Annotated in this window: 15 protein-coding genes; 12 read left to right on the top strand and 3 right to left on the bottom strand. The window is 56.1% G+C overall.

Annotated elements, in window-relative coordinates:
* Positions 1-31 precede the first annotated feature (31 nt).
* The 4 genes from LBW89_RS13735 (at position 32) to LBW89_RS13720 (ending at position 5,735) form a co-directional block, all read left to right on the top strand.
* Positions 32-832 carry a (2Fe-2S)-binding protein gene (locus LBW89_RS13735; protein ID WP_225039358.1) on the top strand — a complete coding sequence of 267 codons (801 nt, stop codon included), beginning with the start codon at positions 32-34 and terminating at the stop codon, positions 830-832.
* Positions 833-875: 43 nt separating this feature from the next.
* Complete coding sequence (locus LBW89_RS13730; RefSeq protein ID WP_225039357.1) at positions 876-1,937, top strand: ABC transporter substrate-binding protein; 1,062 nt, start codon at positions 876-878, stop codon at positions 1,935-1,937.
* Positions 1,938-2,017: 80 nt separating this feature from the next.
* Positions 2,018-4,027, top strand: coding sequence for an iron ABC transporter permease (locus tag LBW89_RS13725; protein ID WP_225039356.1), 2,010 nt, complete (start codon positions 2,018-2,020; stop codon positions 4,025-4,027).
* A gap of 349 nt (positions 4,028-4,376) precedes the next feature.
* The gene (locus LBW89_RS13720) at positions 4,377-5,735 is read left to right on the top strand and encodes an FAD-dependent oxidoreductase (RefSeq protein ID WP_148453082.1); all 1,359 of its coding nucleotides are present in this window, start codon (positions 4,377-4,379) and stop codon (positions 5,733-5,735) included.
* Between the two features lie 62 nt (positions 5,736-5,797).
* Here LBW89_RS13720 and LBW89_RS13715 read toward each other — a convergent pair whose 3' ends face one another.
* Positions 5,798-6,949: an HD domain-containing phosphohydrolase gene (locus LBW89_RS13715; RefSeq protein WP_148453080.1), complete on the bottom strand. Its 1,152-nt coding sequence runs from the start codon at positions 6,947-6,949 to the stop codon at positions 5,798-5,800.
* 219 nt (positions 6,950-7,168) lie between these two features.
* Between LBW89_RS13715 and LBW89_RS13710 the strand changes: the two genes are divergently transcribed.
* The 6 genes from LBW89_RS13710 (at position 7,169) to LBW89_RS13685 (ending at position 15,852) form a co-directional block, all read left to right on the top strand.
* A complete protein-coding gene (locus LBW89_RS13710) occupies positions 7,169-7,996 on the top strand; it encodes a formate/nitrite transporter family protein (protein WP_225039355.1) in 828 nt (275 codons plus the stop codon).
* Between the two features lie 810 nt (positions 7,997-8,806).
* The gene (locus LBW89_RS13705) at positions 8,807-10,873 is read left to right on the top strand and encodes a molybdopterin-dependent oxidoreductase (RefSeq protein WP_225039354.1); all 2,067 of its coding nucleotides are present in this window, start codon (positions 8,807-8,809) and stop codon (positions 10,871-10,873) included.
* Between the two features lie 173 nt (positions 10,874-11,046).
* The gene (locus LBW89_RS13700) at positions 11,047-12,267 is read left to right on the top strand and encodes an MFS transporter (protein ID WP_225039353.1); all 1,221 of its coding nucleotides are present in this window, start codon (positions 11,047-11,049) and stop codon (positions 12,265-12,267) included.
* Positions 12,268-12,316: 49 nt separating this feature from the next.
* A complete protein-coding gene (locus LBW89_RS13695; RefSeq protein ID WP_148453073.1) occupies positions 12,317-12,811 on the top strand; it encodes a GNAT family N-acetyltransferase in 495 nt (164 codons plus the stop codon).
* Positions 12,812-12,880: 69 nt separating this feature from the next.
* On the top strand, positions 12,881-14,572 hold the full coding sequence (locus tag LBW89_RS13690; RefSeq protein ID WP_213507654.1) for a glutamine--tRNA ligase/YqeY domain fusion protein: 1,692 nt from the start codon (positions 12,881-12,883) through the stop codon (positions 14,570-14,572).
* Between the two features lie 128 nt (positions 14,573-14,700).
* Positions 14,701-15,852 carry a cation:proton antiporter gene (locus LBW89_RS13685; RefSeq protein ID WP_225039352.1) on the top strand — a complete coding sequence of 384 codons (1,152 nt, stop codon included), beginning with the start codon at positions 14,701-14,703 and terminating at the stop codon, positions 15,850-15,852.
* Between the two features lie 39 nt (positions 15,853-15,891).
* Here the strand turns inward: LBW89_RS13685 and LBW89_RS13680 are convergent, their stop codons facing one another.
* Together LBW89_RS13680 and LBW89_RS13675 are read right to left on the bottom strand one after the other, a co-directional pair.
* On the bottom strand, positions 15,892-16,869 hold the full coding sequence (locus LBW89_RS13680; RefSeq protein WP_225039351.1) for a LacI family DNA-binding transcriptional regulator: 978 nt from the start codon (positions 16,867-16,869) through the stop codon (positions 15,892-15,894).
* A gap of 178 nt (positions 16,870-17,047) precedes the next feature.
* Complete coding sequence (locus LBW89_RS13675; protein WP_225039350.1) at positions 17,048-18,268, bottom strand: MFS transporter; 1,221 nt, start codon at positions 18,266-18,268, stop codon at positions 17,048-17,050.
* Positions 18,269-18,401: 133 nt separating this feature from the next.
* On the opposite strand from LBW89_RS13675, the gene LBW89_RS13670 reads away from it, so the two are divergent.
* The gene (locus tag LBW89_RS13670) at positions 18,402-19,028 is read left to right on the top strand and encodes a molybdenum cofactor guanylyltransferase (protein ID WP_148453062.1); all 627 of its coding nucleotides are present in this window, start codon (positions 18,402-18,404) and stop codon (positions 19,026-19,028) included.
* A 202-nt stretch (positions 19,029-19,230) separates the two neighbouring features.
* The gene (locus LBW89_RS13665) at positions 19,231-19,920 is read left to right on the top strand and encodes a molecular chaperone (RefSeq protein WP_213507664.1); all 690 of its coding nucleotides are present in this window, start codon (positions 19,231-19,233) and stop codon (positions 19,918-19,920) included.
* The last annotated feature ends 37 nt before the right edge of the window (positions 19,921-19,957 follow it).

The following is a 19,957-nucleotide window of genomic DNA, read 5'->3' as shown; positions in this document are numbered from 1 at the left end:
TGGCGGTTTAAAGATCGGGAGGGTATTCAAGATGACGATCAATTTTGAGCTGCTGGACCGCGCGCTCTCCATCGTGACGGAAGAGAGGGAGAACGCGCTTGTCACGGTTTCGGCGGAACGGCTGTCCGAGCCCGAGCAAGCTCTGCGACTGCTCACCGTTTACCAGGAACAGATTAAAGGACGGGATATCCAGGTCGCTTCGACCTATTACGCCGCCTGTTGGCGCGTGGTTCCCGCCGCTCTGCTGTACATGCTCGAGGCATGCGACGGCAGAGTGGATTTTTCGCTATCTAACCTTACTATTCAGATTGACATAGTAAATGATTATCCGCGGTTTTTTTTCGTGCTGAAGCGAAGCGACACGCTTCCTTGGCCGGCCGGACCGAAGGAGACCTGGCGCGAGCGCGTATTGGGCGAATTCGTGAAGGATACCCTCCGTCCGGTTTTGGAGACGGCCGCATCGCTCTCCGGTCTGCCGCTCGGTCAAGTCTGGGGGCAGATGCCGCTCGGGGTCGAGTTTTATTTGAACTACTTGGCGGACCAATCGAGCGATTTACCGCTGAAGGAACGGCTCGGCGAGCAGTATGTTTTTTTCAGTAAGCGGTTGGGGGCGGAATGGTTCGGTCTGAAACGGAATCCGTTCGACGTGAAGGCCGTCTGGCTTGACGATCCTTACCGGCCCGGGGAACAGACCCGGATGAAACCGACCTGCTGTCTGGCGTACCGGACGGACTCCGGCCATGGCTATTGTTACGGCTGCCCCAAACTTTCGAAGGAAGAACGGGAAGCCAAGCGTCAAGAAATTTTGGTGGCTGCGGCCTCTAAGGGGTAGCGGCTCTTTTTACATAATGGAAATCGGAAGGGATGTCGTTAATATGCCGTTACAAATAGGGAAACGAAATGGAATCATAGGGTGGATGGCCGTGCTGATGCTGGTATTCATGATGGCGGGCTGCGGAAACGCCAACCAGGACGCGGGGGCCGCGAATTCGGCCGGGAAGGGGACATCCCCGGTGAATTCCGCCGAACCCAAAGGCGCGGATGCCAAAGTGGATATCGGGAGAGGCCTGGAGATCAAGCATGCCTTGGGAACGGCCCATATCGAAGGGACTCCGACAAGGATCGTCGCGCTGGAATATACGTATGCCGAGGATTTGCTCGCCTTGGGCATTCAGCCCGTTGGGGTGGCGGACGTGAAGGGATATCAAACCTGGGTCAATACGACCCCGGGACTGGATGACAGCGTTCAGGATGTAGGGACGCGTCAGGAGCCAAGCCTGGAAGCGATCATGGCCCTGGAGCCCGATTTGATTATCACCACGGATTTCCGGTCGAAGGATATTTACGACAAGCTGGAGGGAATTGCGCCAACGTTGGCATTTAGCCCTTATCAAGATGAGAAGAACGGCGTGGATCAGTATCAGGAAATGATCGATACGTTCAATACGATCGCCAATGTGGTGGGCAAGCAGGAGGAAGCCAAACAGGTGCTGGCAGATTTGGACAAAACCTATCAAGAAGCCGCTGAGAAAATCAAGGCGGCGGGCAAAGAGAATGCCGAGGTTACTCTCGTTCAAGCCTTCAGTAATCAGAATTCTCCGGTGTTCCGCATCTTTACCGACAACTCGATGGCGATCCAGATCCTGAATAAAATCGGCCTGCAAAACGCGTTTAAGGATCCGGCGTTTGAAGTGTACGGTTATGCCGAGAAATCGGTCGAAGCGTTTCCCGCCGTGCAGGACTCCGACTTTTTGTATATCGTGCAGCAGGACGATAATGTGTTTGAAACGTATATGAAGGAGAACCAGGTTTGGAAAAACCTGAACTTTGTCAAGGAGAACCGCACCTATCCGCTGGGGGGAGACTCATGGGTGTTCGGCGGACCGTTGTCGGCAAAAACGCTCGTCGATAAAGCCGTCTCTGTGATCGCGCCATGAGGACGGTGACCGGGGTAACTTCGCAAAAATCGGTACCGGCAGCCCCTCAGAAGCGGACCCCCCGGGGTTCGCTTTTTCTTGTGTTTGCGGCGGGCCCGCTGATTCTGGCGCTGCTGCTATGTTTGCAAATTACGCAGGGCACCGCGGGCATTTCCCTCGCCCTGATCGGGGATGCGCTGTTTCACCCGGCCGCGGAGGATCCGCTTCATCAAATCGTCCGGGGGGTCCGCCTTCCCCGGGCCGTGATGGGGGCTCTGGCGGGAGCCGCGCTTTCCGTAGCCGGCGTCCTGCTTCAGACATTAACGCGCAATCCGCTCGCCTCCGCCGGAACGCTGGGCATTAATGCGGGCGCCTATTTGGCGGTCGTGGTGGCGACGATATTCTTTCCTTCGCTGATGGGCGGATTTCCGCTGTTGACCGCTATGGCCGGCGGGCTGTTTGCCGGGGCGATCGTGTTCCTGCTGGCCGGAAGGGGGCAGAGCGGACCCGTTCGCTTGGCCTTGGGGGGCATGTCCCTGACGCTAGTGCTTTCGTCGTTGACCGGAACGCTGCAATTGCTGTTTGAGAATGAAACGGCGGGCCTGTTCCTGTGGGGATCCGGCTCGCTCATTCAGAACGACTGGCAGAACGTTACGGCGATCTGGCCGTGGGTTGCGGGCGGGCTGCTGCTTGCCGCGCTGTTCAGCCGCAACCTCGACGTCCTTCTGATGGACGAGGAGGTCGGCAAATCGCTGGGCCAGCGTATCGCCGCGACGCGTACCATCAGCGTGTTGACCGCCGTACTGCTGGCTGCGGTCACGGTCAGCGCAGTGGGGCCGATCGGCTTCGTCGGCCTGATCGCACCGCATTTGCTGCGCCTGATGGGACTGCACCGCCATAGGCTGCTGATCCCGGGCGCAGCGATCTGGGGGGCGATCGTGCTGGTGGCGGCCGATCTGGCCGTGCTGCTGCTGGAGCCGGCCTTCGGCCTGCTGCCGGCCGGCTCCGCGACGGCGGCGCTCGGCGCGCCGTGGCTGGTTTGGCTCGTGTACCGCATGAAGCCGACGCGCGGCGACGTGCAGGGCGCCTCCTCCGGCATGGGAGCGGGCTTCCGCCGCTCCCTGCCCTACCCCGCCCTGCTGGCGGGGGCGGGGCTTCTGCTGCTGCTCGCGCTGGGCGCCGGCCTCGTCTTCGGCGGCAAGACCGTGCCGCTGCCGGAAGTGTGGGCCGCGTTTCGCGGCGAGGCGAGCAAGATCACCCATTACATGGTGATCGAAACGAGGCTGCCTCGCCTGCTGATCGCGGCCCTCGCCGGGGCCTCGCTGGCCGGGAGCGGGACGCTGCTGCAGGGCGTCGTGCGCAATCCGCTCGCCGATCCTTCGGTGATCGGCGTGACGTCCGGCGCCGGCCTGGGCGCGCTCGTCTTCCTGATTGCGCTGCCCCAGCTGCCGGGCGCGCTCGTGCCGGCGGCGGCTTTCACCGGCGCGGTGGGCGCGGCGCTGGTGATCTTCGCGATCAGCCGCAAAGGCGGGCTGCAGCCGGCCAAAGTGGCGCTGATCGGCATGGCGGTGTCCGCCTTCGCTTCCGCCGGCATTCAGGCGCTGGTGGTCAAGGCCCAGCTGCGGGTGGCCTCGGCGCTCACCTGGCTTTCGGGCAGTACCTATGCCCGCGGTTGGGAGGAGCTGGCCTGGCTGTTCGCCTGGCCGCTGGCGCTGCTGCCGCTCGCCTGGGTGCTGGCCCGCCGGCTGGACCTGCTCGCGCTCGGGGACGCCCCCGCGATCAACCTCGGCGTCTCCGCGGAGCGGACGCGTCTGCTCGGCGGCCTGCTGGGCGCGGCGCTGGCGGCGTCGGCCGTCGCGACGGTCGGCACCGTCGGCTTCGTCGGCCTGCTGGCGCCGCACGCGGCCCGCTTGCTCGTGCCGAACGCGAACCGCAAGCTGATTCTGCTCTCGGCCCTGCTGGGGGCCGTATTCCTGGTGCTTGCGGATCTGGTGGGGCGGGTGCTGCTCGCGCCCAAGGAAATACCGTCCGGCCTGGTTGTGGCCCTGCTCGGCGCGCCGTACTTCCTATGGTTGATGCGCTCGGCAGGGAGCCGCGCCGGCGCCAAATAAGAAAAGGAAAACCGACCGGAAATCACCGGCCGGTTTTTCTGTTATTCGGCGGGTAATTTTGTGCGGGAGCTGGAACAATAGAGATAGCGGTATTTTGCCCCGAGAAGACAGACCCCGGAAGATGAAGCTACAAAGCCGCCGACTCTTAGTGCTTAAAATTTTATTTTAAATTGTTAATATTTCAAGAATATCCCGTTTGCCACTTGCAATGTGAAAAATGTCACACTATAATAGAGTCATAAGGTGAACGAAATCACAAAGTCGTTATGTTATAAGTGACATATTTCACAAGAGATAACCCTGATCGTTACGATTTTAAGGACGATGGGAAATTGAGGAGGAAGAAACCATGAAAGTCGCCGTGATCGGATGTACCCACGCAGGAACCGCAGCTATTGTAAATACCGCCAAGCTTTATCCCGAAGCCGAGATCACCGTTTACGAACGCAATGATAATATTTCTTTCCTTTCGTGCGGGATTGCCCTCTATGTAGGGGGAATGGTTAAGGACCCGCAGGGTCTGTTTTATTCGTCGCCGGCCCAACTCGCGGAATTGGGCGTCAAAACGAACATGCGGCATGAAGTCATCGCGGTCGATACGGAGAGCAAGACGCTGCGCGCCCGCAATCTGGAGAACGGAACCGAGTTTGAAGATACGTTCGACAAGTTGATCGTGACGACGGGATCGTGGCCGGTCGTCCCTAAATTTGAAGGCATTGAGCTCGAAAACATCCTGCTCTCGAAAAATTTCAATCACTCGAACACCATTATAGAAAAGTCGAAACAAGCCAATAATATCGTTGTGGTTGGCGCGGGTTACATCGGCGTCGAGCTGGTGGAAGCTTTCCAATTGAACGGTAAACAAGTGACGCTGATCGATGCGGAAGAGCGCATCCTGAGCAAATACCTCGATGCCGAATATACGGACAAAATCGAGCAATCGTTGAGCGATCACGGGATTACGCTGGCTTTGAACCAAAAGGTGACCAAGTTTGTCGGTGAAGGAAAAGTAAGCACGGTGGTCACGGACCGCGGGGAATATAAAGCCGACCTGGTGATTCTCTGCATCGGCTTCCGCCCGAATACCGAGCTGTTGAAGGGTCAAGTGGATATGCTCGGCAACGGCGCGATTATCGTCGACGAGTACATGCGGACCAGCAAACCGGATGTTTATGCGGCGGGCGACAGCTGCGCGGTCTTTTACAATCCGACCCGGGAGCACGCCTACATTCCGCTGGCCACCAACGCGGTTCGGATGGGAACGCTGGTTGCCCGCAACCTGGTTGCCCCGACCGTCAAATATATGGGAACGCAAGGCACATCAGGGATCAAAATTTATGAGGACAATATTGCCGGTACCGGGATGACGGAAGCCTCGGCGAAGGAAGCGGGCATCGACGCGGAGGCGGTCATGATTACCGACAACTACCGTCCGGAGTTTATGCCGACGCATGAACCGGTCATGCTGAAGGTTGTTTACGAAAAAGACACGCGCCGGATTCTCGGAGCTCAAATCATGTCGAAAGTCGATCTGACCCAATCGATCAATACCATTTCGGTCTGTATCCAAAACGGCATGAAAATGGAGGAGCTGGCCTTCGTCGACTTCTTCTTCCAGCCGCATTACAACAAACCGTGGAACTTCCTTAACAGCGCCGGCTTGGCCGCGCTGCCGGAAGTGCCGGCACGCGAGGCCGTTACCGTTTAACTTTAACTTTACCTCCCATGGTTTTCGAACAGCCGTCCCGGGTGCATTCAGGGGCGGCTGTTTTAGTCTTCGGTATAAGCCCGCCGAATCTCCAGCAATTCGGGCAACCGATCGAGGAAGACATCCACGAGGGCCGGGTCGAAATGATGTCCGCGTTCTTCGCGCAGCAGGGCAATAATTTTGTCCAAAGGCCATGCTTTTTTGTAAGTACGTTCGCTGCCCAGCGCATCAAAAACGTCGGCGATCGCCGTAATGCGACCGAAGATGTGGATGCTTTCGCCGGACAAGCCTTGCGGATATCCGCTGCCGTCCCATTTTTCGTGGTGCTGGTGGGCGACAATGGCCGCGGTCTGCATCAGGGGGCGGGGGGATTTTTTCAGCATCCGATAACCGATCTCGGTATGGGTCTGCATGACGGAGAACTCTTCCGGCGTCAATTTGCCGGGTTTGTTGAGGATGGCGTCGGGAATGGCGACCTTTCCGATATCATGCATCGGAGAGGCGATGCGCAGCATCTCCGCCTGATCGGGCGGGAGTCCGTAGCCGAGCGCAAGGATATGGGAATATTCCGCGACTCTTCTGACATGGTGCCCGGTTTCCCGGCTGCGCATTTCACCGATCTCGCCCATGGAGAGGATAATTTCTTTTTGCGTCTCTTCGATTTCGTTTAAAAGCATGGCCGATTCCAGGGATTTGCCGGAATAGGATGCGGCGAGCGTAAGGTACTCCAAATCTTTTTCGGTGAAAACGCCCGGCGGGGTCAATTTGTTGACCGCCTGGAAGCAGCCGATGATCTCGCCTTCGCTGTTGCCGAACGGAATGACCAGCAGCGCTTTTGTACGGTACCCGGTCTCTTTGTCGGTTCGGAGCGCACCGTGTTTCAGAAGGTGGCCGTAGGGCTCATTCGTGTAGGCGTCATCGATGAACAACGGTTGGCCCGTGGCGACCGCGAGCCCGACGAGCCCGGCATCGGCAGGGATCCGAAGCTCCCGAACCCCGTGAGCGGCCGTGGTCCACAGTTCATTTCTCTGACGGTCGAGCAGCCAGACGGTACAGCGGTCGGCCCCGATCATCCCCCGCCCCAGGTCGGCCATATGCATCAGAATCCGGTCAAGGTGACGCTCGTTGGCGATCCTGGCCGCATATTGGAAAATCATTCGCAGCAGCGTTTCCGTGTCGGGTTGCTCCATCAACCTGTTTTGTTGAGAATCCATATGCCTGCACCTTCCTTCCGTATTACCGTTTTTTTCCTAAGTCCAAGATACTTCATTGCATTACGTCGCACAAAGCATTTTTTTGCAGGGATATTACGTGAAATATTTCACTATTGAAAGCGGTAACGTGACTAATGTTACTTATCCGTACCAGGGGCCAAGATACAATGAACGTAAAGACCGCAGTTCATGGACTGCTTCTAAAGGAGAATGGAGAGAATGGCATACAACAAACCGGATCAAATTGCGAAAGTGACGGTTGACATGGGGGTGAAAAAAGCCCACAATCCTCTGCTGACGGTGCTGGTGCTCGGCTTTTTGGGCGGAGCCTTTATCGCGCTCGGGTTCCTGCTGGATATTCGCGTCATCGCCGGCGCGCCGAAAGAATGGGGCAGCTTCGCCAATTTTATCGGGGCCTCGGTGTTTCCGATCGGCCTGATCCTTGTGCTGCTGGCCGGAGGAGAGCTGTTGACCGGAAATATGATGGCCGTGCCGTTGTCGCGGATGGCCCGGAGGATTTCGACCGGGGAGATGTGCAAAAATCTGGTACTCATTACCTTGAGCAATTTTGTGGGCGCCCTGTTTGTCGCTTACTTCTTCGGTCATATCGTCGGCTTGACTTCGGATGGCGTGTACTTGGAGAAGCTTGTGGAGATGGCCGGGCATAAGCTGGAGGCCGGCTTCCTGCAGGCTTTTGTGTCCGGAATCGGCTGCAACTGGTTGGTGGCGCTAGCCGTTTGGCTTTCATACGGAGCGGATAATATGAGCGGTAAAATCCTCGGCATCTGGTTCCCGACGATGGCCTTTGTCGCGATCGGATTTCAGCACGTCGTGGCCAATATGTTCCTGATTCCCGCAGCGATCTTCGAGGGATATTTCTCCTGGGGGGAATATCTCAAGAACTTTGTGCCGGTTTGGCTCGGCAACTTGACGGGGGGCGCGCTGTTCGTCGCCGGAGCCTATTGGACTGCTTACCTGAAAGACGGAGGAAAGAAAGCGGAGGCGGCCGGCGATGCCGTGACCGCGCCGGTGAGCAAGCACGCGTAAGAAGCCGGTTGCCGCTGTGGCTCGATTGAGAGACGGTCTCCTGCGGGAGGCCGTCTTTTTGATGTAGTTTTCGGATTAGCGGCCTTTAGAGGCGCTATTTCGGGCTGACTCGGCTCCGCGGTTAGATAGCGGTCTAAAAGGGCCTATTTCCCGGCACCGGACCCCAAAATCGGGTTTTGGTCCGTTTTTCCCAAAAATAAGACGCTGAAAGACCGCTATTTCACCTTTATGAAGCGAATTCGACAAATTAGCGGCGCGTAATGCCTTTATAGACCCGGTCCCGCTTACTCCTCCTGTGTCTGTTCGAGAGGGGCATGCGAGGGACAAAGCGCCGAAATCCTCCTTATTATCAGTGCCCTCTGAAGGCAACCTTGGTTAAACATAAAATTCCTGCAAATCTGCATGTTTTATTCCTATTATGAACCTCAATTTCAAAATTCCTGCAAATCTGCAGGAATTTTCGACGAAGTAGGCCCGTTTCTCTCATATCGCTAGAAAAACCTGCAGATTTGCATCTTTTTCCGTATCCCCTCGGGAATCGGCCTAAAATACCTGCAGATTTGCATCTTTTTGGAGTTGAAGGAGCGGGATCGGTTGGAGTTGCTGGAGATATTGGAGTGCACCGACACCTTGACCGCCATAGGCCCAATACGATTTGGAGGTCCGCGGGCTTGAGAATGTGTACTTTTCGAGCGAGAGCGCGTATTCTCATGCTCTCTTTCTATAATGTCTTACGGGGAACCAGTAGACATCGTTCCGTCTTTTTTCTAAGATTATAGAATCTGCTAGTTTGAGATGGGGGACGAAGTTATGATTCGTGAGGAGAACGGAATTTTTCCCGCGGTGTGTCCACTGGATTGCCCGGACACCTGCGGTTTGCTGCTGCATAAAGAGAACGGAAAAATCGTCAAGGTGACGGGAAACCCCGACCACCCGATTACCCAGGGGGCCATCTGCAACAAGGTGCGGAACATGACCGAGCGGGTCTACCATCCGGAGCGCGTGCTCTATCCGCTGAGACGGGTGGGGCGCAAAGGCGAGGGGAAGTTCGAGCGGATCAGTTGGGATGAGGCGTTGGCCGAAATCGCCGATAGATATCGCAAGCTGATTAAAGAGCATGGTCCGGAGAGCATTCTTCCGTACAGCTTCTACGGCAACATGGGGATTCTTAGTGTGGACGGCATGGACCGGCGCTTTTTCAACCGGCTGGGGTCGTCCCAATTGCAGCAGGGGATTTGCAATTCCGCGGGAAGCGCCGGCTGGAAGTATACGATGGGCTTCGGCGGGGGCACCAGTCCGGAGGATACGGTTAAGGCGAAGCTGATTATCATTTGGGGCGGCAATTTGGTCAGTACGAACATGCACCAGATCGCCTTGATCGAAAAGGCCCGCAAGCAGGGAGCGCAGCTTGTGGTCATCGACGTGCACCGCAATCGCACAGGGCAGCGGGCGGACTGGTTTATCCCGCTGTACCCGGGGACGGACAGCGCGCTTGCGCTCGGTATGATGCATGTTCTGTTCGAACGCGGTCTCGTCAACGAACCGTTCATGGAGCGCTACACAACCGGCTATGCCGAACTGCGCGAGCATGTGAAGCAGTACACGCCGGAGCGCGTTTCGGCGATCACCGGCGTGCCGGCGGATGACATCGTCCAACTGGCCGTCATGTACGGCGAAACCTCTCCGGCGTACATCCATATCGGCAACGGCCTCCAGCACCATGACAACGGCGGAATGACGGTACGGACCATCAGTTGCTTGCCGGCGCTGACCGGGCAGTGGCTCGTTCCCGGCGGCGGAGCGTACAAGTCTAACGGGGGTTATAACAAAATGAACGCGGAGGCGTTGGAACGCCCGGATCTGCGGCCGAATCCGGCGGCCCGGACGATAAGCATGAACCGTATCGGCGAGGCGCTGCTGACGCTGGACCCGCCGATATATGGGCTGTTCGTGTACTGTGCGAACCCGGCGGTCGTCGCTCCGGACACCGGGAAGGTGGAACGCGGCTTAAGCCGCGAGGACTTGTTTACCGTTGTGCACGATCTGTTCCTGACGGATACGGCCAAGTATGCGGATATTGTCCTGCCGGCCACATCCACCTTTGAAAATACGGACCTTTACGCCTCTTATTGGCATCACTACGTACAAATTCAAGAGCCGGTCATCCCTGCGCAGGGCGAGAGCAAAAGCAATGTGGAAGTATTTCGTCTTCTGGCGGCCGCTATGGGTTTTGAAGGGGCGGCGTTCCGCGATACGGAAGAGGATCTGATCCGCCAGGCGCTCGATTATCCGGCCAACCCGTATTTGCGGACCGTTACGCTGGAAGGTCTGAAAGAGCGGCGCATGATCAAGCTGGACATGACACACAAGGAGCGGTATCTGGACAACTTGGCGACACCTTCGGGCAAGATCGAATTGTATTCGGCCCAAATGGCGGAGGAGGGCCTGCCGCCGCTGCCGACTTATACGCCGCTGCGCGAAGGGTACGACGGGGAGAACCGGCCGGGAACGCAGGAGGCGTATCCGCTGATGTTCATTTCGCCGCCGAACCACAGCTTCCTGAATTCCACGTTCGGCAATGTGGAGAAGCTCACCGCGCTGGAAAAGCAGCCTACGCTGCAGATCCATCCGGAGGACGCGGAGGCCCGGAGCATTGCGGACGGGGAACGGGTCGTCGTATGGAATGAGCGGGGAAGTTATGAAGCCCTCGCGGCCGTGACCGACAAAATGCTGCCGGGCGTCGTCATCAGCCAGGGGCTATGGTGGGATCGGGACGGCAAACGGAGCCGGGCCAATGCGTTGACGCCGGATCGGCTGGCCGATATGGGCGGAGGGGCCGTCTTCTTCTCGACCGCTGTCGATGTAAAGCGGCAATAGATGTACTTGCCGACTTTCTCCTTTTCGGCGATACTATGATAATCTGGGCGTAATTATAGTTACATTCACTGTGATGGTATATGGTATGGAGAAGCCCTTAGGGGCTTCTTTTTGTGTTTTTAAGGATGACTTTATGGGTTAAGCGTGGCGCGGGCAAAGGAGGAGAGAAGCCTATGAAATGGTTGCAGTCGTATCCGCGGGAGGTCAAAATTTTTCTGGTGGCGAGTCTGATCAGCTCGGCCGGGGGCTCTTTAATGTGGCCACTGATCACGATGTTCGTATTCAAGGTACTGGGACGCACGGTGACGGACGCCGGTCTGGTTATCTTGGTTATGTCCCTCGGAGGGATTGCCGGGCAAGTTCTCGGCGGCTCCTTGTATCATAAACTGGGCGTGAAAAAGCTGATCGTCGGCGGAGTGGGGCTGTACGCGATGTTCCTCCTGCTGCTGCCGTACGGGAGCGGCAACTGGTCCCTGTTTATCGTGTTGATGGGGCTCGTCGGTTTCTTCAACGCGATGTCCATGCCTGCGATCCAGGCCTTTATCGGCTTCCGATTTGCGGAGCGGCGGGGGGAATTGTTCAATGTCATCTATGTGGCGAACAATATCGGCGTTGCGCTGGGGACCGCGCTTAGCGGCTTTTTGGCGCAGATTTCTTACAATATGAGCTTTACTTTGAACGGGCTGGTCTCCGCCGGTTTTGCGCTGTTTTTCTGGTTTTATTTGAACAAAGTTCAAAAAAGCGAGGGAGAGGTCCAACTCGCGAAACGCAAGACCACCCCGGAGGGACAAGACACCTGGAGGCTGCTGGGCCGCTACAATGTCTATCTGTTTATGGGGATCGGCTCCTTTTTCCTGTGGCTCGGCAATTGTATCTGGAATAACGGGGTTTCGCCCTTTACGATGTCACGGGGGATGCCGGAATGGAATTACAGTATACTCTGGACGCTGAACGGGATCTTGATCTTTGTCGGCCAACCGTTTATTTTATGGATTAAACGGACGTTCGCAGGCTCGTCGGAAGCGCAGCTTACGGCCAGCGCCATCTTTTATTTTCTCGGCTATGTCACGATGCTGTGTTTCCCCACTTACCCCAGCATGGTGGCGGCGATGATTCTGACCACCTTTGGCGAGATGTTGATCTCACCGGCCATTCCTTCGTTTATTTCCGACCGGACGGGGAAGGCCGCGCCCTTCTATCTGGGCGTCGTCGGCGGGATGGGAGCGGCCGGAAAAGTGGTCGGTCCTTACGCCATGGGCGTGCTGTTTGACTGGAACGGTTTTGTGCCGGTGGCCTGGCTGGCCGTTATTATCTCCGTCTTATCCGTAAGCGCGTTTGTGGTACATTCCTCACTTAACAAAAGCGCCCGGGGCAAATTGGCGGACAGCATTTAAAGGTAAGCATAAGGTACGCATATATAAGCTTAGGAAGGAGTTACTATATATGTCTGATATAATATGGACCCGCCTGTCGCAAATGCGGGATGCCGAGGCTTTGATGGAGCTGGACAAGCTCGTATGGGAGGAGAACACTTCCCCTACCCCCATCGTTTGGAAGTCGCGAGAACACTACCTCCAGAAATGCCCGCCAGGAACCCAGTTGATTGCCGGCGTCGGAGACCGGATATGCGGGTATGTGGGATTTGATTATCCCACGCCTTTGGAGAGCAACCGCCACGTGTACGAACTCAATATCGCGGTTCACCCCGATTACCAGGGACGCGGGATAGGGCGGACGTTAATGGAGGCCATCAAGGAAATGGCCGCGGAAAGAGGCGTCCGGAAGTTGTGCCTGCGCGTGCTGGCGTCCAATCCCGGAGGGCTGGCTTTTTATAAAAAGTGCGGATTTGTGGAACAGGGGCGGCTGGTCGAGGAGTTTTGGATCGGCGGCCGTTACGTGGATGATATCCTGATGTGGTGCCCCGTGGCCGGCCATTGATCATTTGGCGAGATATCGGTATATTTAGAAGAAGAAAAATCGGAGAAACTTTTGGCAGAGATTCCATGAATGGAAAGGTTGATCACCGTGGAGAACAACAATTTAACCCCTCCCAATTTTATTAAAAATATCATTACCGAAGATTTAAAGAACGGCAAAGTGGACAAGATCGTGACCCGCTTTCCGCCCGAACCGAACGGTTATTTGCATATCGGGCATGCGAAAGCCATCTGGATCAATTTCACGCTGGCCGATGAATTCGGAGGCCGCACCCATCTGCGGTTTGACGATACGAACCCGGTCAAGGAAGATATCGAATACGTCAACTCCATTAAAGAGGACGTGAAGTGGCTCGGCTTCGAGTGGGAAGAACTCCATTTCGCCTCGAATTATTTTGAGGAGATGTACAACCGGGCCGTGCTGCTGATCAAAAAAGGCAAGGCTTATGTGGACGACCTCAGCGCCGACCAAATCCGCGAAACCCGCGGAACCCTGACCGAGCCGGGGCAAAACAGCCCTTACCGGGACCGGTCGGTCGAGGAGAACCTCGACCTGTTCGCCCGGATGCGCGCCGGGGAATTCAAGGACGGAGAGAAAGTGCTACGGGCCAAGATCGATATGGCGTCGCCGAACATCAACCTCCGGGATCCCGTCATTTACCGGATTGTGCATGCGACCCATCACAATACGGGGGATCAATGGTGCATTTACCCGATGTATTCCTATGCCCATCCGCTGGAGGACGCGATCGAAGGCGTGACCCATTCCCTGTGCACCACGGAGTTCGAGGATCAACGTCCGTTTTATGACTGGGTGATCGCCGAAACGGAAATGCCGAACGTTCCGCGTCAATATGAGTTCGGCCGGTTGAACCTGGAGCAAACCGTCACGAGCAAGCGGAAGCTCAAAATGCTGGTCGACGAAGGGATCGTCGACGGCTGGGACGATCCGCGCATGCCGACGATTTCGGGGCTTCGCCGCCGGGGCTATACGCCGGAGGCGATCAAGGCATTCGTTTACGAAGCGGGTATCTCCAAAGCCTACGGTGCGATCGATGTTAAAATGCTGGAGCATTTTGTCCGCGAGGATCTGAAGCTGAAGGCGCCGCGTACGATGGCGGTCGTCGATCCGCTGAAGGTGGTTATCACGAATTATCCCGAAGGGCAAACGGAGCTGCTCGACGCCGAGAACAACAGCGAGAACGAAGAGATGGGTCACCGGCAAATTCCGTTCTCCCGTGAGATCTATATTGAACGCGATGATTTCATGGAGGATCCGCCAAGTAAATACTTCCGGTTGTTCCCCGGAAACGAAGTGCGTTTGAAGCACGCTTACTTTATCAAATGCCATGACGTGATCAAGGACGAGAACGGCGAGGTTACGGAAATTCACTGCACCTATGATCCGGAAACCAAGAGCGGCAGCGGGTTTACCGGTCGAAAGGTGAAGGGGACGATCCATTGGGTGGACGCCAGCGCCGCCGTGCCTGCGGAATTCCGCTTGTATGAGCCGCTGATTCTGGATGAGGAGCCCGAGGATGAAGGGGCGGAGGAGAAGCCGTTCCTGGAACGGATCAATCCGAACTCCCTGACGATCAAGCATGGCTTCGTAGAGCCGGGAATGAAGGACGCGAAGCCGCATGACAAGTTCCAATTTTTCCGGCACGGTTATTTCAATGTCGACCCGAAATACTCGAAACCCGGGCATCCGGTGTTCAATTTGATCGTTTCGCTGAAAAGTTCGTTTCAACTTCCGAAGTAAGATGGTATAATGTAGCTAGCTTGAATTTAAATAATCAAATATTTCGTTTTTTATGGAGGAGCCTGGTCAAACCAGGCTCCTTTTTGTCTTTTTTAGGCATGATAAACAAAAATAGTGGAGGGATGCGGATGTTCTTTTTTACGATTCTTATTATTTTATTGGCGACGAAACTGGCGGGGGACCTGAGTGCCCGCTTAGGCCAGCCCGCGGTCGTGGGGAAGCTGCTGGTCGGGATTGTGATTGGTCCGGCTTTGCTCGGATGGGTGGAAAATTCGCATATCATTGAGGAATTGAGCGAAATCGGCGTGCTTTTACTGATGTTCATGGCCGGGTTGGAGACCGATCTGGACGATTTAAAGCGAGCTTATAAGTCGGCGACGGCGGTCGCTGTGGGCGGAATCATCGTACCTTTTGTCGGCGGTTATATTACGGGGGCTGTGATTGGGCTGACGGTTTCCCAGGCGATATTTATGGGGCTGTTGCTGTCGGCCACATCGGTCAGTATCTCCGTCCAGTCGTTGAAAGATCTGAATTTGTTGAACAGCAGGGAAAGTACGACGCTTCTCGGAGCGGCCATCATCGACGATATTCTGGTCGTCGTGCTGCTGGCCTTCGTAATGAGCCTGTTCGGTGGGGAGGAAGTCAACTTGACGCTCGTCATCGGCAAGAAATTGATCTTTTTCCTCATCGCCGGATTCTTCATTTGGAAGGGAGGCAAATGGGTCATGAAGTGGCTGGCTCCGCTGCGGGTTTCCGAGTCGATCATCAGCGGCGGGCTGATCCTTTGCTTTTTTCTGGCTTTTGTCGCCGAAGAGCTTGGTGTGGCGGGCATTATCGGGGCGTTTGCGGCGGGTTTGGCCATCTCGCAAACCGACTATAAAAAAGAAGTGGAGCATAAACTCGAGCCGATCGCTTATACGATATTCGTGCCGGTTTTCTTCGTAAGCGTGGGCTTCTCCGTTTCGTTCGAAGGATTGGGATCGCAATGGGGCTTGCTGATCGTTCTTTTCATGGTGGCCCTGCTGACCAAGCTGGTCGGCTCCGGACTCGGGGCCAAGTTGACCGGGTTTTCGTGGTCATCTTCGGCCGGGATCGGCTCTGGGATGGTGTCGCGCGGGGAGGTGGCGCTAATTATTGCTACCATCGGGCTGGAGAGCGGACTATTGCAGCAAAAGTACTTTACGGTCCTCGTCATCGTGGTCATTTTGACCACATTAGTCACCCCGTTTCTGCTAAAACAAACCCTGGGACGGCACGCCGCCCAACAAAAAGATCGCTAGCCCGCCGATCCTCGCCAGGAAAATCGGGTTGGCCCGGGGTCAGACGCTGCTGCGCTCAATCAGGCGGAACTGAAGCTCCTCGGTTACCGGAGGCAGGGCCGGGTCCTGGATTCGACTATAAGCGATGTGAAAAGCCTGTTTGCCGATATCCATGAGGCGGTTGTCGATCGTGGTGATTCCGAACACTTCGGAGATCGGCTGGTTATCGAACCCGACGATGGCGACATCCTCCGGTATGCCGAATCCGTGTTCCTTGATGGCGACGAGGAATCCGGCTGCGATTTCATCTCCGGTGAGCAGCAGGGCGGTGGGCCGTTCCTTCATGCGCAGCAGCCAATCGGCCACGAGACGGCCGTCGCGGATTTCGCTGCAGCCGTCCAGCAGCCATTCGTCGCGCGCTTCGCCGCCAAGCTCCCGCAGAATATCGGCGTAGGCCTGACGGCGCCGCAGGCTGTTTTGGCTGTTCCGGCGGTTCAGGGTGAAACCGATCCGGCGGTGTCCCCGGTCCCAGAGGTAGCGGATAGCGTTTCGGAAGCTGGCATAGTGATCGTAGTAGACCGAGGAAAGCTTGCGCTGCCGAACGTCTTCGCAGAGGACGATCGGGCCGTATCCGGCATAGTCCTCCACTTGGTCGAGCGACAGAGACCGCGAGCAGATGATGACGCCGTCGATCCGTTTATTGCGCAGCAGATCGAGCACTTTGATTTCTTCCTCGGGCCGGTAACCGGTCTGGCACAGCATTAACTGATAGTTATGTTTAAGCGCCTCCGCGGCGATTCCTTCGATCAGTTTGGAAAAATAGGCGGTCTGGATCTGGGGAAGAATGACGCCGATCGTCTGCGTCATGCCTTTGACGAGATGCACGGCATTCATATTTCGGGCGTAATGCAGCCGTTCGATGGCTTCTTCGACCGCTTTCCGCTTGCTTTCGCTGACATAAGGATGCGCGTTCAGCACCCGGGACACGGTGGTGACGGACACACCGGCGGCTTTGGCGATTTGTTTGATATTGGCCAATGCGGGACGCCTCCTTCAACAAAACATGACAAAATGGAAGAAACGCTTGATCTGAAAAGCATTTCATAATATAGACTTAAATTAAAGGCTCGGAATCAGCGGCGTAACCGTCCACTTAGGGCGGGCGTAACGCGATCCGGCCTGTTTTTTTATGGCGGTGGTACCGGGCAAGTTCAGGTTAATCTTCTTCGGGCTGCGGTAAGGCCGGGGCGTATCCGTTTTTACCGAGACGGTTCCACATCAGGCCAAAGCCGATGGCTCCGATGACCGTAAGAATGACCCCCATCTTATACATCACCACAGGCCCGAAGTTTTGAAAAATCCAGCCGCCGAGCAGCCCCGCGACGATACCCGTGATGCCGCTGAGAGCCACCGTGTAGACCGCCTGTCCGGCGGAGCGAAGCGGCCTCGGGAGCAGCAAGGCGGTCAGCCGGGTGCCGACGTGAAAGAAGCCGCCGAAGGTCACGGCATGCAGCACCTGGATCAGGATGACCTGCACCGGGCTTGTCGCCCCGGCCATCAGATCCCAGCGCAGCGCAAACAGCAGGCTTACCACGGTAAGGCAGCCCATGAGGTAAGTCAGCTTTTTCTTCAAAAATAGATTCAGCAGAACGAAAGCGCCCACCTCGAATAGGGTGGAAAGAAAGAACGCAACGCCGATTTGAAACCGGGTTCCTCCGAGATCGCTGATAAACAGCGGCAAAAAAATGCTGTTGACGGCATTCGGCAAAGAGACGAGCGCTCCGAACAGCACGAATGCGACAAAGTATTTGTTTTGCAGCGTCCGGCGAATTTGGACGGGCGTCACGATCGGCGTGTTCGTCGTCTTGCGGATCGTCGGCAGCAAAAGCGCGGACCCGATCGCCAGCATCAAAGTTACGCTGAACAGGAGGGAGATCCCGTTTTGCCCGACGCTGTCGATGATCGGTCCGGCCGTAAGGGCGACGAAGGTCCATCCCAGAGAGCCCCATAACCGGTAGGCTCCGAATTTCTGCCCCATGTCCTCGATATACCCCAAGGTGAGACTGTTCGTATGAGCCAGCAGAGGGGTCTGGAAAAAGAACAGCAGTATCATCGATAAATACAGCATCGGGTAGGTGTTCACTTTAAAAACAAGATGGCCGACGATCAGCAGGCCAACCATCATCATTAAGAGCATCACGCGGATATTTCGCCCGCGATCGCTCAAAGATCTCCAAAAGGGGTGAGCCAGCAGGGAAACGAGCGGCCCGGCCGCCATCAGACTGCCGATTTCGAGCTTGTCCATGCCGATGTCCAGCAAATATAATTGAAAGAACGCGGCAAAGATGACCATGGTGCCGTAAGTGAAAAAGTTAAGCAGCCCGAGTGGCAGTTTTATTGTGGAATAGGGTTGGGTTTTGTCCCGCAAGAGTGCCATTCCTTTCTGTCCGACTCCAGTTTGGTGTGAAGCGCAAAAATGACTATGTCCTCAATGTAACATACACCTGAAAGGGGATACAAACCAACTTCTTTTTGTTTTGCCAGTTTTTAGATTTTGGGGAGGCTGTATAATGGCGATAACAGCGGTTATTCTTGCCGGAGGGCGATCAAGTCGAATGGGCCGAAACAAGGCGTTGCTGCCGATCGGGGGTATCCCGGTCATCGAAAAGCTCGTTAAGGAATTAAGCCAAGTAACGGAAACGGTCTTGATCGCAGGAGGGCCCAAAGAGACATACTCCTATTTGGAGGCGGAGATGATTTCCGACACGTTCCCCGGCGCGGGTCCGTTGGCCGGACTGCACGCGGGGTTAAAGGCGGCAGCGACGACCTGGTCCGTAGTCGTGGCGTGCGATATGCCGTTTGCCGGCCGGGAAGCCGTCCGCTGGCTGGCCGAACGGACCCTACAGGCGGAGAAGGAAGGCAAAGAGGCCGTGATTCCGGTCGTGGAAGGAAGGGAACAGCCGCTGCTTGCGGCTTATCGCCGAAGCGTACTCCCGGGATTGGAACGGACGCTGAAGGAGGGGCAGCTCAAGCTAACCCGCTGGACCGAAGGCCTGAAGGCCGACTATCCGGACGGGGCGGCCATGGCCCGAGCGGCGGGCATTCCCGCGGAGCGGATTCCTTTCAACATGAACCGGCCCGAAGACTATCGGCAAGCTTTGGCATGGGCGGAATCCCCGCCTGGCGAAGAGGTTTAGAAGGAAGATGTTGAGAGATTGTCAAAAATAACGCATGAAGCGCTTACATTTTGAGGTATAATAAGGTTGGAAGATGCATGATCCCCCTTAATCATGTGTCGGTTTGATTAATGAGAGATGATTTCCGTTGACAGGAAGTCATCTTTTTTTAACAGTCGAATACATTTGTTGTGTCAAGCTATATAAGCAGGGAGATGACGATATGACCACACTGTACAAGAAGCCGATGGACATTCCGGAAGAACAGGCGCGCTGGTTGGAACTCCGAGGTTGGGTATATCAGTTGCTGATGGATTTTTTGAGCCGTCCCCCGCGCATGTCCTTGATCGCTCAATGGCGGAATCGGGTGGAGCGGAAGAGCCCGGTGATTCCTATGAGCCGGGGCGGGAAGAGGCTGAAGGAGTATCTGGGGCAAATCCGCGAGGAAGAGCTGCGTTCGGTGTTTGCCGATGAAGCGGAAGAATACAGGCGGTTGTTCGTGGGACATCAGGCGGTGATGACCGCCCGCGAGAGTCTGTTTCGCGCCAAAGTAGAAGGCGTCAGCGCCTTTTCCTGCTTGGCCGAGATTCGGGAATTCTATTTGGAGAACAGTGTGGTATTTAACAAGCTCTCGGGGGAGAGCGACGATCATATCGCTTTGGAGCTGGAGTTTATGGCTGTGCTTAGCGAGGAAATGCTGGACAGATCAAGCCTGCCCGGACATGACCGGGACTTGATTCGGGTGCAGATTTCCTTTTTGGAGTCGCATCTCATGCGCTGGGCTCCCCGCTTTGCCGCCGAATTGGCCGAGGCGACGGAGAGCCCGCTATATACGGGGCTGGCCGAGTTGCTCGTGGAGTTTCTGGAAATGGATTTGGAGCAGCTTCACCTGTGGCGGAGCAGACTGGAATAGGAAGACGGGGAAGAGAAAGGCAGGGCGGGACTTAACT

The sequence above is a fragment of the Paenibacillus sp. alder61 genome, assembly GCF_020179875.1.
Lineage (GTDB): Bacteria > Bacillota > Bacilli > Paenibacillales > Paenibacillaceae > Fontibacillus > Fontibacillus faecis.
This window is presented reverse-complemented; position numbering and strand designations above follow the sequence as displayed.